Origin of the sequence: Kinneretia sp. DJ1R-11 (assembly GCF_025717595.1) — a bacterium.
In the GTDB taxonomy this organism is placed as follows: Bacteria; Pseudomonadota; Gammaproteobacteria; order Burkholderiales; family Burkholderiaceae_C; genus Paucibacter_A.
The window spans coordinates 30,570-43,887 of the sequence record NZ_JAJIRR010000011.1; the positions used below are offsets into that span (position 1 = coordinate 30,570).

At 65.7% G+C, this 13,318-nt stretch carries 9 protein-coding genes; 4 read left to right on the top strand and 5 right to left on the bottom strand.

Annotated features, from left to right (window positions below; all coding sequences use genetic code 11):
* The first annotated feature begins 19 nt into the window (after positions 1 to 19).
* From LNV23_RS17310 to LNV23_RS17325, 4 genes are read left to right on the top strand one after another with little or no spacing between them, the layout of a single operon-like run.
* Positions 20 to 1,546 carry a tryptophan halogenase family protein gene (locus tag LNV23_RS17310; protein WP_263564131.1) on the top strand — a complete coding sequence of 509 codons (1,527 nt, stop codon included), beginning with the start codon at positions 20 to 22 and terminating at the stop codon, positions 1,544 to 1,546.
* 11 nt (positions 1,547 to 1,557) lie between these two features.
* The gene (locus tag LNV23_RS17315; protein WP_263564132.1) at positions 1,558 to 3,642 is read left to right on the top strand and encodes a S9 family peptidase; all 2,085 of its coding nucleotides are present in this window, start codon (positions 1,558 to 1,560) and stop codon (positions 3,640 to 3,642) included.
* Between the two features lie 11 nt (positions 3,643 to 3,653).
* Positions 3,654 to 5,045 carry an alpha-amylase family glycosyl hydrolase gene (locus LNV23_RS17320; protein WP_263564133.1) on the top strand — a complete coding sequence of 464 codons (1,392 nt, stop codon included), beginning with the start codon at positions 3,654 to 3,656 and terminating at the stop codon, positions 5,043 to 5,045.
* Between the two features lie 37 nt (positions 5,046 to 5,082).
* Positions 5,083 to 5,679: a nitroreductase family protein gene (locus LNV23_RS17325; RefSeq protein ID WP_263564134.1), complete on the top strand. Its 597-nt coding sequence runs from the start codon at positions 5,083 to 5,085 to the stop codon at positions 5,677 to 5,679.
* Here the strand turns inward: LNV23_RS17325 and LNV23_RS17330 are convergent.
* Genes LNV23_RS17330 through LNV23_RS17350 form a run of 5 tightly spaced genes read right to left on the bottom strand, consistent with a single transcriptional unit; the run spans position 5,645 to position 13,022 of the window.
* A complete protein-coding gene (locus tag LNV23_RS17330; RefSeq protein WP_263564135.1) occupies positions 5,645 to 8,140 on the bottom strand; it encodes a glycoside hydrolase family 13 protein in 2,496 nt (831 codons plus the stop codon). The two genes, LNV23_RS17325 and LNV23_RS17330, sit on opposite strands and share 35 nt — an antisense overlap.
* Positions 8,140 to 9,030 carry a maltose ABC transporter permease MalG gene (gene malG / locus LNV23_RS17335; protein WP_102770031.1) on the bottom strand — a complete coding sequence of 297 codons (891 nt, stop codon included), beginning with the start codon at positions 9,028 to 9,030 and terminating at the stop codon, positions 8,140 to 8,142. Before malG ends, LNV23_RS17330 begins: the two co-directional genes overlap by 1 nt.
* A 46-nt stretch (positions 9,031 to 9,076) precedes the next feature.
* Complete coding sequence (gene malF / locus LNV23_RS17340; protein WP_263564136.1) at positions 9,077 to 10,711, bottom strand: maltose ABC transporter permease MalF; 1,635 nt, start codon at positions 10,709 to 10,711, stop codon at positions 9,077 to 9,079.
* A gap of 8 nt (positions 10,712 to 10,719) precedes the next feature.
* Complete coding sequence (gene malE, locus LNV23_RS17345) at positions 10,720 to 11,922, bottom strand: maltose/maltodextrin ABC transporter substrate-binding protein MalE (protein ID WP_263564137.1); 1,203 nt, start codon at positions 11,920 to 11,922, stop codon at positions 10,720 to 10,722.
* Positions 11,919 to 13,022, bottom strand: a complete 1,104-nt coding sequence (locus LNV23_RS17350) for an ABC transporter ATP-binding protein (RefSeq protein ID WP_263564138.1) — start codon at positions 13,020 to 13,022, stop codon at positions 11,919 to 11,921. Before LNV23_RS17350 ends, malE begins: the two co-directional genes overlap by 4 nt.
* Between the last annotated feature and the right edge of the window lie 296 nt (positions 13,023 to 13,318).

Genomic DNA, 13,318 nt, shown 5'->3' on the forward strand with positions numbered 1-13,318 from the left:
TTCAGCGCAGGTGCATGCCATGCAAGATCCCCACATCAAGACCATCGTCGTCGTCGGCGGTGGCACTTCGGGCTGGATGACAGCCGCGGCTCTGGCCACCACCTTGCGCGGCCGCTACCAGATCAAACTGGTGGAGTCCGACGAAATCGGCATCGTCGGCGTCGGGGAGGCCACCATCCCCATGATCCAGCGCTTCAACAAGATCGTGGGCATCGACGAGAACGAGTTCCTGAAGGCCACGCAAGGCACCTTCAAGCTCGGCATCGAGTTCGTCAACTGGGGCCGCCAGGGCGACCGCTATATGCACGGCTTCGGCGTGCTCGGCCAGGACCTGTGGACGGTGCGCTTTGACCAGTACTGGCAGAAGCTGCGCGCCCAGGGCCGTGCCGCCGATCTGGGCGAGTACAGCATCACCCGCCGAGCCGCTTTGGCCAATAAATTCATGCCGCCGCGCTTCGACGTGGCCAATTCGCCCTTGGCCGACATTGCCTACGCCTATCACTTCGATGCCAGCCTGTATGCGCGTTACTTGCGCGGACTGTGCGAGGCGCGCGGCGTGCAGCGCATCGAGGGCAAGATCAGCCAGGTGCTGCAAAAGCAGGAGGGCCAGCGGGCCGGTGATGTCGAGGCCGTGCTGCTGGAAAACGGCCAGCGCATCGAGGGCGAGCTCTTCATCGATTGCTCGGGCTTCCGCGGCCTGCTGATCGAGCAGACGCTGCAAACCGGCTACGAGGACTGGACCCACTGGCTGCCCTGTGACCGCGCTCTGGCCGTGCCCTGTGCTTCGGCGCCCCAGCTCCTGCCCTACACCCGCTCGACGGCCCACCGCGCCGGTTGGCAGTGGCGCATCCCGCTGCAGCACCGCATCGGCAACGGCCACGTCTACAGCAGCGCCCACATCAGCGACGACGAGGCCGCCAGCACCTTGCTGGCCAACTTGGACGGCCAGGCCCTGGCCGAGCCGCGCCAGATCAAGTTCAACACCGGCATGCGCCGCAAGGCCTGGAACCGCAATGTCGTGGCCATCGGCCTGTCCAGCGGCTTCATGGAACCCTTGGAATCGACCAGCATCCACCTGATTCAGTCGGCCGTGGCCCAGCTCATCGAGTTCTTCCCCGACCAGGGCTTCAACGCCACCGAGATCGACGAGTACAACCGCCGCAGCCGCTTCGACTACGAGCGCATCCGCGACTTCATCATCCTGCACTACCACCTCAACCAGCGCGACGATTCCGCCTTCTGGCAGGACTGCGCTCACATGGCCATCCCGGACACGCTGCAGCACAAGCTCGATCTCTACCGCAACCGCGGCCGCTTGCTGCGGGTGGACAACGAGCTGTTCTCCGAGGTGGGCTGGCTACAGGTCATGCAGGGCCAGAACCTGGTGCCTGAGCGCTACCACCCCCTGGTCGACCTGCAAAGCATGGACGACACCGCGGCCTATCTGGAGAGCGTGCGCCAGGTGATTGGTAAATGCGTGGACGTGATGCCCGAGCACGCGGCCTACATCGCCCAGCATTGCGCAGCGCCCAAGCTTTCGATGTGATGAGGACAAGCATGCCCTTGCTGGATGAGCTGAACCCCGCGCCCGGCCTGCAGCGCCGCCAACTGCTGAGCGCCGCCGCCTTCTTGAGCCTGACCCTGCCTGTTCCGGGGCTGGCCGCAGAGGAGGCTGTGGGTTCGGTGGATGCCGCCCGCTTCATCCGCCCCGCGCAGATGACCGGCGCCGCGCTCTCGCCCGATGGCCAGCGCCTGGCCCTGCGCACGACCGGCCCGCATGGCCGCTGGATGCTCAGCGTCTTGCAACTGGACACCATGAAGCCGACCGTGGTGTACAGCAGCGATGGCGCTGACGTCGGTCGTTTCTTGTGGGTCAACGCCGAGCGCCTGGTCTTCGATGTGCAGGACCGCGAGACCCCGGAGGGCCGGCTCGATGCCGGGCCGGGCTTGTTTGCCGTCGACCATGACGGCGGGAGATTTCGTCAGTTGGTCGAGCGCCAGCGTGTGCTCGCGCGCAATGGCAATGACAGCCAGAACCTGCAAGCCTGGAACACGTTCTTGCTGCATGGCGACACCCAGCGCCGCGGCGATGAGGTGCTGGTCGTGCGCCCCGAGGCCTTCAGCGACAAGGAGCTGGGGCATTTCAAGCTCTTACGCCTGAACACGGTGACCGGCCGCAGCACCGAGGTGGCCAGCCCGCTGCACGCGCAGAGCTGGTGGTTCGATGCGGCCGGCAATTTGCGCCTGTTGCGCACGCTGGAGGCTCCTGCGGCCGCAGCAGGCGAGCGCCCGCCCGCGCCGCGTGGCCGCTACCTCTGGCGCGAGGTGGGCAGCGATGCCTGGCGCCCGATCGCCGAGTTCAACCCCATCACCGGCGAAGGCGATTTCCGCGTGCGCCACCTCGGCGCCGACGGCAAGCTCTACGTCAGCGCCCGCCGCCTGGGGGCTGACAAGATGGCCTGCTGGCTGCTCGATCCGGCCACCGGCCAGTGGTCAGAAGCACCGCTGGCTGAGCACGCGCAGTTCGACATCGATGCCGAGGTGATTGCGCGTCAGGACCGGGTGCTGGGTCTGCGTTTCAACATCGACGCTGAAGTCACACAGTGGATGGATGCGGACATGCAGGCGCTGCAGGCCCAGGTCGACAAGGTGCTGCCGCGCACCGCCAACCGCCTGTCCGTGCCTTGGAGCGGTGATGCGCCCTGGGTGCTGATCGAAGCCTCGGCCGACATCCAGCCCACGCTGTATTTCCTCTACAACCGCCAGACCCGCAAGTACACCCGCCTGGGCAGCGAGCGGCCCGATGTCGAGGCCAAGCAGATGGCCTCCATGGACCTGCACCGCCTCAAGGCGCGTGACGGCCTGGAGCTGCCCGCCTGGCTGACCCTGCCCAAGGGCAAGAGCCTGGCTGACAAGCCGCGTCTGCCCTTGGTGGTTCTGATCCATGGTGGCCCCTGGGTGCGCGGCCCGGCCTGGGTCTGGGACCCCTATGTGCAGTTTCTGGCGGCGCGTGGCTACGCCGTGCTGCAGCCGCAGTTCCGCGGCACCCTGGGCTTGGGATTCAAGCACGAGCGCGCCAGCTGGAAACAATGGGGCCAGGCCATGCAGGACGACATCAGTGATGCCACCCGCTGGGCGATTGAGCAGGGCGTGGCCGACCCCGCCCGCATCGCTCTGATGGGCGCCAGCTACGGCGGCTATTCGGCCCTGATGGGCCTGGTGCGCGAGCCGGCCCTGTACCGCTGCGCCGTGGCCTGGGTGGGCGTGACCGATCTGAACCTGCTCTACAGCGTCAGCTGGAGCGACACCTCGGATGCCATCAAACAGCACGGCATGCCCTTGCTGCTGGGCGATCCGGTGAAGGACGCAGCCATGCTGCGCGCCCAGTCGCCGCTCAGCCATGCGGCGGCCATCCGCCATCCGCTCCTGCTGGCCTACGGCGAGAAAGACCGGCGCGTGCCACTGATCCACGGCGAGGCCTTCCGCAAGGCCTTGCAGGGCGCGCCCGGTCGCGCGCCCGACAGCCTGGAGTGGCAGGTCTATGCCGACGAAGGCCATGGCTGGCGTGCGCCCGCCAACGACATCGACTTCTGGAACCGCAGCGCGCGCTTTCTGGATCGCCACCTGAGTGCTTCGCCCTGAAAGGCTGTGCCATGGAATCACGCCGCACCCTGAGCCGCCGCGCTGCCCTTCAGGCGGCCTTGCCCCTGCTCACAGGCTTCACAGGCTTGACCGCCTTCACCGCTCAGGCTCAAACCAGCCTGGGCCACATTGCCATGTCTGTTTCCTCACCCGCCACCACGCTCTCTGCGTCTCAGGTCCACTTGCCCTGGACCCAGCAGGCCAGCATCTACGAAGTCAATGTGCGCCAGCACACGCCCGAGGGGACGCTCAAGGCTTTGGCGCTGGACTTGCCTCGCCTCAAGCAAATGGGCGTGGACATTCTTTGGCTGATGCCGCTTCAGCCCATCGGCAAGAAGGAACGCAAGGGCGGCCTGGGCAGCTATTACTCGATCCGTGACTACACCGCCGTCAACCCCGAGTTCGGCACGCTGGACGATGCGCGCATGCTGGTCAAGCAAGCCCATGCCCTGGGGCTGAAAGTCATCCTGGACTGGGTGGCCAACCACACGGCCTGGGATCACCCCTGGGCCAGCGCCCACAAGGATTGGTACAAGCTCGATGCCCGCGGCGAGCTCTTTCCGGTGACCTTCACCGAAGGACCCGAGCCCGAATACTGGACCGATGTGATCGCCCTCAACTACGACAAGCCCGAGTTGCGCCGCGCCATGATCGCTGCCATGAAGTTCTGGGTGCGCGAGATCGGTCTGGACGGCTTCCGCTGCGATGTGGCCAGCCTGGTGCCCACTGACTTCTGGGAACGCGCCCGCGCCGAGCTCGATGCCCTCAAGCCCATGTTCATGCTGGCCGAGTCGGACAAGGTCGACCTGCATGCCAAGGCTTTTGACATGACCTACGGTTGGGACCTGGCCCATCTGATGCGCGATATTGCCCAGGGCAAGGCCGATGCCGAGGCCTTGCGCGCCTGGGTGCGCCAGCAGGCCGGGCCGCAAGCGCCGTACCCCGCGCATGCCTACCGCATGCGCTTCACCAACAACCACGACTTCAACTCCTGGCACGGCACCGACCGCGAGCTCTACGGCCCGGCCTTCGAGGCCATGGCCGTACTCAGCTTCACCTTGCCGGGCATGCCCCTGGTCTACAGCGGCCAGGAAGCCGCGCTCGACAAGCGCCTGGCCTTTTTTGAGAAAGACCCGATCGATTGGAAGACGCGCGAGCTGCAAGGCTTTTACAGCGAGCTTTTGGCCCTCAAGAAGCGCCTGCCGGCCTTGGCCAACGGCCAGTACGGCGCGTCGGTCGAGCTGCTGGACGTGGCCAATCCGCAGGTCTTTGCCTTCCGTCGTCAGACCCAGGGGCAGGGCGTGACGGTGCTGGCCAATCTGACCCCGGCCGCGCAGCGCTATCGCTGGCAGGGGCAAGAGCTGGAACTGGCCGCCTGGCAGTCGCGGCTGCTCTCGCCTTGAGGCGCGGGCCAGCGCGGCGAGCCACTACATTGGCGGCATGAGCACCATCGACACACGCACCATAGCGGCCCTGGCCGGTCGCTACTCTCAAGGGCCCAAATACATGGTCGCGCCGGCGCCGAGCCGGGCGCAGTGGCAGCAGGCGGCCGATCTGGCCTTGCGGGCACCGGACCATGGTGGCTTGCGGCCATTTCGCTTCGTGCTGGTGTCCGATGAGCAACGCGAGCACCTGGCCGGTCTCTTCGTTAACGCCGCCCGGCGTTGGGGGCAGAGCGAGGCCGAGGAGCTGCAGCGCGCCCACGATCGCGCCTGGAACGGGCCCGGCCTCGCCGCCTTGATCGTGCGCTTGCGCGAAGGTGAGCCTGAGGTGCCGGCCCATGAGCAGCTGATCTGTGCAGGTGCGGGCCTGATGAACTTCCTCAATGCCCTGCATTTGATGGGTTATGCCGCCAAGACCTTGAGCGGCGCGGCCCTGCGTGACCCGGCGCTGCAAGCGGCCTTCTGCCAGCCTGGCGAGCAGCTGCTGGCCTGGGTGCTGGCGGGTACACCAAGCAAGCCGGCGGCGGCGCGCCAGGCGGCTGCCGATGCGCCGGCCGTGCTCAGTGACTGGGTGCCGCCGACCGTGGTTCGCTGATCAAGACACGGCCCGAGCGCGCGGGCAGGATCAGCTCCAGCACCGGGCCGTTCAGTTGGTAACCGGGCCGCTTGCTCTTGGCGGCCTGCAGCGGCGCCAGCGTCTCGCGCAGCGCAGCCTGGCCGGACGGTGCACGCTGCAGCCGCGCGACCAGGGCGCTCGGCAAGTTCACCCGCACGCGGCGGCTCTGGGCGGCATTGTTCATGGCCGTGAGGGCCCAGGTTTCGCCGTCCTGGCGCGCCAGCACGATGATGTTGGCATCCAGGTACAACGGCGCACTGAGGCTGCCGTGGCGCAGCACGGGCTCGGCATGGCGCAGGGCGGTCAGTCGCTTGAAGTCGGCCAGCAGGGTCTGGTCGGGCCGGCCGCCTTCGTCAGCCCAGGGGTAGGGCGCGCGGTTGTAGGGGTCCTCACCGCCGCCCAGGCCGACTTCGTCGCCGTAGTAAATCGTCGGTGCGCCAGGGAAGACCATCTGGAAGAACACGGCCAGGCGCAGGCGCTGCTTGGCCAGGCTCAGGGCTTGGGCGCTGCGTTGCTGGGCGCTGGCTCCGGGTTCGTCCGAATAGCCGAAGTGGTGCAGGGCGCGGGCCTGGTCGTGGCTGGAGAGCAGGTTCATCAGCGCATAAAAAGCCTGCGGCGGGTAGGCCTCGCGCATCAGCTCGATCTGGGCGTAGAGCTTTCGCGCATCGCCGCCGGCCGCGTACTCGAGCACGGCATTGCGGAAGATGTAGTTCATCGTCGAGTCGAACATATCGCCGAGGAAATACTTGCTGGCATCGAACCAGGTCTCGGCCACGGTCAGCGCATCGGGCTTCGTCGCCTTCACCACCTGGCGCCATTCGCGCCAGAAGTCGTCGGGCACCCAGGGCGCCACATCCATGCGCCAGCCGGCGGCGCCGAAGTCCAGCCATTGCCGTGTCACTGAGTCGGGCGCGCGGTAGGCGAAGTCGCGGAAGGCGGGCGAGTTCTTGTCCAGCTCGGGCAGATCTTTCACCCCCGTCCAGCCCTGGTACTGATCCTCGGGCTTGGCCTGGCTGGGGTCGAGCTTGAACCAGCTGGCGTAGATCGAGTCGGGGTTGAGCCGGCCGCCGTCGAAGGCGCCGCCGGGCTTGAAGTTGTTGAAGCGGTTGAAGTAAGGCGAGTCGCTGCCGACGTGGTTGAGCGAGGTGTCCGGGATGACGCGGATGCCGCGCTTGGCGGCCTCCAAGGTCAGGCGCTTGAAGTCATCGTTGCTGCCGAAGGCCGGGTCGATCTGCTTGTAGTCGCCGGTGTCGTACTTGTGGTTGCTGGCCGCGCGGAAGACCGGCGTCATGTAGATCGTGTTGGCGCCGAGCTCGCGGATGTAGTCGAGCTTGTCGATGATGCCGGCCAGGTCGCCGCCGAAGAAATCGTTGTTGTAGACGCCGTCCGAACCGTCGCCGCTGCCCGGTTTGTAGGGCTTGCTCAGCCAGCGGCTGTGGCGCTCCACGCCTTGGTTTTGGTAGTGCTCGCGGCCCGGTTGCGGGTCGTTGCTGCGATCGCCGTTGCGGAAGCGCTCGGGGAAGATGGAGTAGTAGACGATGTCGCGTGCCCAATCCGGCACTTTGAAGTCAGCGGCGTAGACGGTCTGGCGGTAGCGGCGGATCTGACGCGGGTTTTCGGGCAAGGGGTCCACGCTGCCAGCGCCCATGCTGCCTTTCTCGCGGGTCCAGAACACCGGGTCGCGGTTGTTGTGGAACACATAGCGCTTGCCGGCGATCTCCACTTCGAAGTGGTAGCCGTAGATGGCCGGCTCCGCGAGCACCACCGTGCTGCTCCAGCGCTCTCGGCCCGCTTCGGTTCCGCCGTCCTTTTGCAGAGGCAGGCGTTGCACCTCGCTGTACTCGAGCAGTTCCTGATTGCCCTCCAGCCGCCGCTTGGCGACCACGAGGCTGGCGCGCTGCACACCGGGCAGGGCGCTCAGACTCAGGCGCAGCGGCGTGCCGGGCGTCATGGCGCCAAACGGTGCTTTGTGCTGCAGATCGCGCGAATCAAAGCGCAGGCTCAGGGCCACCGGGTCTGTGACGCTGGGCGCGCTGCGGAGCTGGGGTGGCTTGCCGGCAAAGGGCTGGATGGCCAAGCTTGCGCTTTTGTCCGTCAAGCGCAGCACCAGCTTGTGCATGCCGCCCTTGAAGCGCTGGTTCAGCGACGGGCCTTTGAGCTGCAGCTGACGGGCCTGGCCGCCGAAGTCGGCGTCGGCCGACCAGTCTTCGTCGGCGATCTTGAAACTCTGCTCGCCCTGCAGCTTCAGGTAGAGCTCATAACGGTCACAGACATAGACGAACTGATGGGCATCGCTCGCACTCCAGTTGTTGAAGCTGCCGCGCAGAAAGAGCTCGCGCGAGCCCAGGGGGCTGGGCGTGCAGCTTGAGCTGGCTTGGGCCGGGCTGTGGATCAGAGGCAGGGCGAGCAGTGCAGCCAGCAGCATCAGCGCGCCACGCATCACCCTTTCACCCCACCGGCCGTCAGGCCCGAGACGATCCAGCGCTGGGCCAGCAGGAAGACTGCGGTGATGGGCAGGCCCGAAAGCACGGCCGCGGCGGCGAAATCGCCCCAGAGGAAGCGCTGGTCATGCAGAAAATACTTGGAGCCCACGGCCAGGGTCAGATTGCCCTCTTCGCGCAGCAGCACCGAGGCGACCGGGTACTCGATGATGGTGCCGATGAAGGCCAGCACAAAGACCACCATCAGGATGGGCAGGGCCATGGGCAAGAGCACCATGCGGAAGGCCTGCCAGTGCGTGGCGCCATCGACCTTGGCGCATTCCTCGATCTCGACCGGGATGGTTTCGAAATAGCCTTTGATGGTCCAGATGTGGGTGGCCACGCCGCCCAGGTAGGCCAGCACCAGGCCGCCGTGGGTCTCCAGGCCCAGGGCCGGCACGAAGTTGCCCAGGGTTTCAAAGATCGCGTAGATCGCCACCAAGGCCAGCACCGGAGGGAACATCTGCAGCAGCAGCATGCTGTTGAGGATGGGTGTTTTGAAACGGAACTGCAGGCGGGCAAAACCAAAGGCTGCGGTGGTGGAAATCGCCACGATCAGAAAGGCCGAGATGGTCGCGACCTTGACCGAATTCCACAGCCAGGTCAGCACCGGGAAGGGCGGCTGCACCAGGCTGCCATCGGCTGCCTGATAGGGGATGCCCAGAGCCAGCTTCCAGTGCTCCAGGCTGATCTCGCTGGGGATTAGCTGGCCGGTGGCGAAATTGCCCGGGCGCAGCGAGATGCTGACGATGGCCAGCAGCGGGAACAGGGTCAGGGCCAGGAAGACCCACATCAGCCCATGCGCGGCCCAGACCTGCCAGCGCGCCTTTTTGCCTCGAACGATGGCCATCAGCAGCTCCCCGAAACGACAGGTATGTTCGTCATCATCATGATCATCATGAATTGGCTTTGCGCATCAGGCGCAGATTGATCAGGGACATGGCCGCCACCAGGAAGAAGATCAGGGTGGAGATGGCCGCAGCCAGGCCGAAGTCCGAGCCTGAGTCCTTGAAGGCGATGCGATAGGTGTAGGACACCAGGATGTCGGTCTGCCCGGCCGGGATCTTGGTCGAGAGGAAGTCGGGCCGTCCGTCCGTCAAGAGCGCGATCAGCACGAAGTTGTTGAAGTTGAAGGCAAAGGCGCTGACCAGCAGGGGCGCCAGCGGCTTGATGACCAGGGGCGCGGTGATCTTGAAGAAATTGGTCAGCGGGCCGGCGCCGGCAATCGCCGAGGCTTCGTAGAGATCGGCCGGAATGCTCTTCAGCAGGCCGGCACAGAGAATCATGATGTAGGGGTAGCCCAGCCAGACATTGACGATCAGCAGCATGACCTTGGCCAGCAGCGGGTCGGCAAACCAGGCCGGCTTGATGCCGAAGAGGGCGTCGAGGATGGCGTTGATCTCGCCGAAGTTCTGGTTGAACAGGCCCTTGAACACCAGGATGGAGATGAAGCCCGGCACCGCGTAGGGCAGGAAGAGCAGGGTGCGGTAGGTGCCGCGGAACTTGAGGTCGTCCCAGTTCAAGAGCACGGCCAGCAGCATGCCGATGGCGGTGGCGCAGAGCACGGTCAGGGCCGAGAACAAGACGGTCCAGCTGAAGATGGCGAGGAAAGGGCCGCGGAACTCCGCGTCCATCACCATGCGCGTGTAGTTGCGCCAGCCCACCACGACCTTGAAGCCGGGTTGCTGCACTTCGCCGGCGGCGCTTTCGAAATAGCCGGTTTGCAGATTCGGGCTGAAGCGGGTCTGGTCGGCCAGGCGCAGCAGGCTGCCATCTTCCTGAGCCTGCCAATGGCGGCTGATGGCGCCGAACTCGCGCAGGCCCAGATAACGCAGCTCCTGCGCGGCGCCGGGCAGGCGCAGCTTGAGCTGCATCAGCGCCTCGCGGTGCTCGATCAGCTCGCGCAGGGGCAGGGCTTGCTGCAGCGGCGCGGTCAGGGGTTGCTGGGCGGATTGCGCGGGCAGCATGTCCACGCTCAGCTCCTGGCGGGTGGTCTTCAGGGCCAGGGCAGGCGAAACCCAGCTCGGGCTGCCGTCTTCGGCGCGCAGCACCAGGCGGAACTCCGGCCCATCGGCATGCAGGGTGAAGCCCTGGGTCTGGCCGGCCACCGCCTCGTGCTGATCGAGCAGGTACTCACGCACCCGCTCCTGGCTCAGCAAATGGGCCGAGGAGTAGTTGGTGAAGCCGATCTGCGCCGTGTAAATCAGCGGGAAGGCGATGAAGATCAGCATGCCGGCGATGCCGGGGAAGAGGTAGCGCAGGGCGAAAGCCGCCTGGCTGATGTAGATGTAGAACACCAGGACGAAGAAGCCCAGGGCGCCCAGGGCCAGCCAGGTCTGGCCGGCGGCATGCATCAGGAACACCAGGTAGAGCGAGGCCAGGCCGGCCGCTCCGGTCAGCGGCCAACGCAGGCGCTGGGCCAGGCGCTCCAGGCGGCTGGGCGGCAGGCGGGTGTAAACGCCGCGACCGAGCGGCAAGGCTGTGTGGAGTGACGATGGGTCCGGAGTCGGGAGGCTGGCGGGCATGTTCATGGACGGACTCATTTGTTCAGCAACATGCGGCCCGCGGCGCCGTCGAGGGCGTCCTTGGGTGACTGCAGGCCATTGGTGATGGCTTCCAGTGCGGCGTCCATGGCGGTCCAGAAGCGGCCGACTTCGGGGATGTTGGGGATGGCTTCGCCGAGGCGGGCGTTTTCCATGCTGGCGCGGATCAGCGGGTTGACCGCCAGTTCCGCATAAAAGGCCTTGTTGGCCGGCACGCCGATGGGCACATCGGCATCGAGCACCTTGAGCGCCTCGGGCCGCATCAGGTGGTTCTCGATGAACTCACGGGCCAGGTCTTTCTGGCGCGAGGGCGCGGCAATCATGCAGCCCAGCACGCCGACAAAGGGCTTGGAATACTGGCCGGCCTTCACGCCGGGAATCGGTGCCACGCCGAAGTCGATCTTGGCCCGGCGCGCGTTATCCCAGGCCCAGGGGCCGGAGATCATCATGGCCACCTCGCCGCGGGCGAAGCCGCTTTCCATCTCGGCGTAGCGGGCGCCCTTGGGCATCTGGCCTTCGCGCAGCAGCCGGGCAATCATCTCGGCGCCGGCCAGGGCGCCGGCATTGTTGACGCCGACCTGGCTGCTGTCGAACTCGCCCTTGGCATCGCGGGCAAAGATTTGCCCGCCTGCGCCGGCTAGCAGGGACCAGCTGAAGAAGCTCTTGTTGTAGTCCCAGAGGATGGCGTGCTTGCGGCCGTCGGATTCGGCCTGCAGGCGCTTGTCCAGGGCGATCACCTCGTCGAAGCTCTTGGGCGGTGTCGGCACCAGGGCCTTGTTGTAGATCAGGCCGGTGGTTTCGATGGCGATGGGGTAACCCCAGAGCTTGCCCTGGTAGGCGAAGGCCTTCCAGGCGCTGTCTTCCACCTCGTCGTAGAGCTTTTTGCCCGGGCGCAGCGGGGTCAGCAGGCCCGATTTGGCCCATTCGCCCACCCGGTCATGCGGCCAGCAGAACACATCGGGGCCTTTGCCAGCGCCGGCGGCTTGCTGGAACTTGTCGGTGGCGTCCACCGGGTGCTCGACCACGACCTTGACGCCGGAGGCCTTCTCGAAAGCATCGCCGACTTTTTGCAGGCCGTTGTAGGCCTTGTCGCCATTGATCCAGACCAGCAGCTTGTGGTTCTTGGCCGCCAGCGCAGGCTGGGTGGCCAGCAAAGCAGCGGCCAGAAGCAAGAGTTTCGGGGCGCGCGTGCTGCTCATGTCGGCGATCCGCTCAGGCGTTGGAAGGCCTGGCCCTGGGCATCGAAGAGATAGCAGGCCTCGGGCGGCAGGCCCAGGCGGATGTCCTGGCCCGATTTGATGCGGGTGCGTCCGTCGAATTCACAGGTCAGCGCATCCTCGACACCGGGGTAGGCGCAGTAGGCATGGGTGGCGCTGCCCAGCGATTCGACAAAGGTGACGGTGGACTGGATCGCGTTGTCCTCAGCGCCGACCACAAAGTGCTCGGGCCGCAGGCCCAGGGTCAGCTTGTCGCCGGCTTGGGCGCGGGAGGCGTCGACGGTGGCGCGGATTTGGGTGCCGGAGGCGAGGCGGACGAGAGCTTCTGAACTGGTCCCCCGGACCAGTTCAGCCTCCAGGAAGTTCATCTTGGGGGAGCCGATGAAGCCGGCGACGAAGAGATTGCGCGGGTGTTCGTAGAGCTCCAGCGGCGTGCCCACCTGTTCGATCTTGCCGGCCGAGAGCACGACGATGCGGTCAGCCAGGGTCATGGCCTCCACCTGGTCGTGGGTCACGTAGACCATGGTGGTCTTGAGGTCCTCATGCAGCTTGGCGAACTCGTAGCGCATGCGCACGCGCAGGGCGGCGTCGAGGTTGGACAGGGGCTCGTCGAACAGGAAGACCTCGGGCTTGCGCACGATGGCGCGGCCGATGGCCACGCGCTGGCGTTGGCCGCCGCTCAAGTCCTTGGGTTTGCGGTCCAACAGGTGCTCGATGTGCAGGATGCGCGCGGCGTTCTTGACGGCGGCGTCGATCTCGGCCGGCGGCACCTTGGCCAGCTTGAGGCCGAAGGCCATGTTGTCGTAGAGATTCATATGCGGGTAGAGCGCATAACTCTGGAACACCATGGCGATGCCGCGCTCGGCCGGCGGCACCTCGTTGACCAAGCGGCCGCCGATGCGCAGCTCGCCGCCGGTGATCTCTTCAAGGCCGGCGATGGTGCGCAGCAGGGTCGATTTGCCGCAGCCCGAGGGGCCGACAAAGACCATGAATTCGCCGTCGCGGATCTCCAGATCAATGCCGTGCAGGATCTTGATGCTGCCGTAGGCCTTGCTCACGCCGCTGAGTTGAACGTCCGCCACTTGCTGTCTCCAGGGCGCGGCGAGGAGGCCGCGCTTGTATGTCTTCTGCTTGTGTGTTCCTGGCTGGCAAAAGCTTGCCGCCCCAGGCTTGATTTGTAGACAATATACAGCTTCAAAACTTCTTGAACAACAGCGGTAACCCGATTGAATCAAGATCAAAACAAGTAAAATCAACGACTTATGAGGATCATCGGGATAACCCGATGTAGTGAAACTACACAAAACTACGGGCGTCGGCGATACTTTTGTCAGCGCTGCATCGCCCGCACATCGCGGCCTGCGATGTGGCTTCCTTG

Excerpts from the sequence above, each read along its gene's own strand:
- LNV23_RS17320 (WP_263564133.1), top strand. The coding sequence starts at position 3,654 with ATGGAATCACGCCGCACCCTGAGCCGCCGCGCTGCCCTTCAGGCGGCC.
- malF (WP_263564136.1), bottom strand. The coding sequence starts at position 10,711 with ATGAACATGCCCGCCAGCCTCCCGACTCCGGACCCATCGTCACTCCAC.
- malE (WP_263564137.1), bottom strand. The coding sequence starts at position 11,922 with ATGAGCAGCACGCGCGCCCCGAAACTCTTGCTTCTGGCCGCTGCTTTG.
- LNV23_RS17310 (WP_263564131.1), top strand. The coding sequence starts at position 20 with ATGCAAGATCCCCACATCAAGACCATCGTCGTCGTCGGCGGTGGCACT.
- LNV23_RS17315 (WP_263564132.1), top strand. The coding sequence starts at position 1,558 with ATGCCCTTGCTGGATGAGCTGAACCCCGCGCCCGGCCTGCAGCGCCGC.
- malG (WP_102770031.1), bottom strand. The coding sequence starts at position 9,030 with ATGGCCATCGTTCGAGGCAAAAAGGCGCGCTGGCAGGTCTGGGCCGCG.
- LNV23_RS17325 (WP_263564134.1), top strand. The coding sequence starts at position 5,083 with ATGAGCACCATCGACACACGCACCATAGCGGCCCTGGCCGGTCGCTAC.
- LNV23_RS17330 (WP_263564135.1), bottom strand. The coding sequence starts at position 8,140 with ATGCGTGGCGCGCTGATGCTGCTGGCTGCACTGCTCGCCCTGCCTCTG.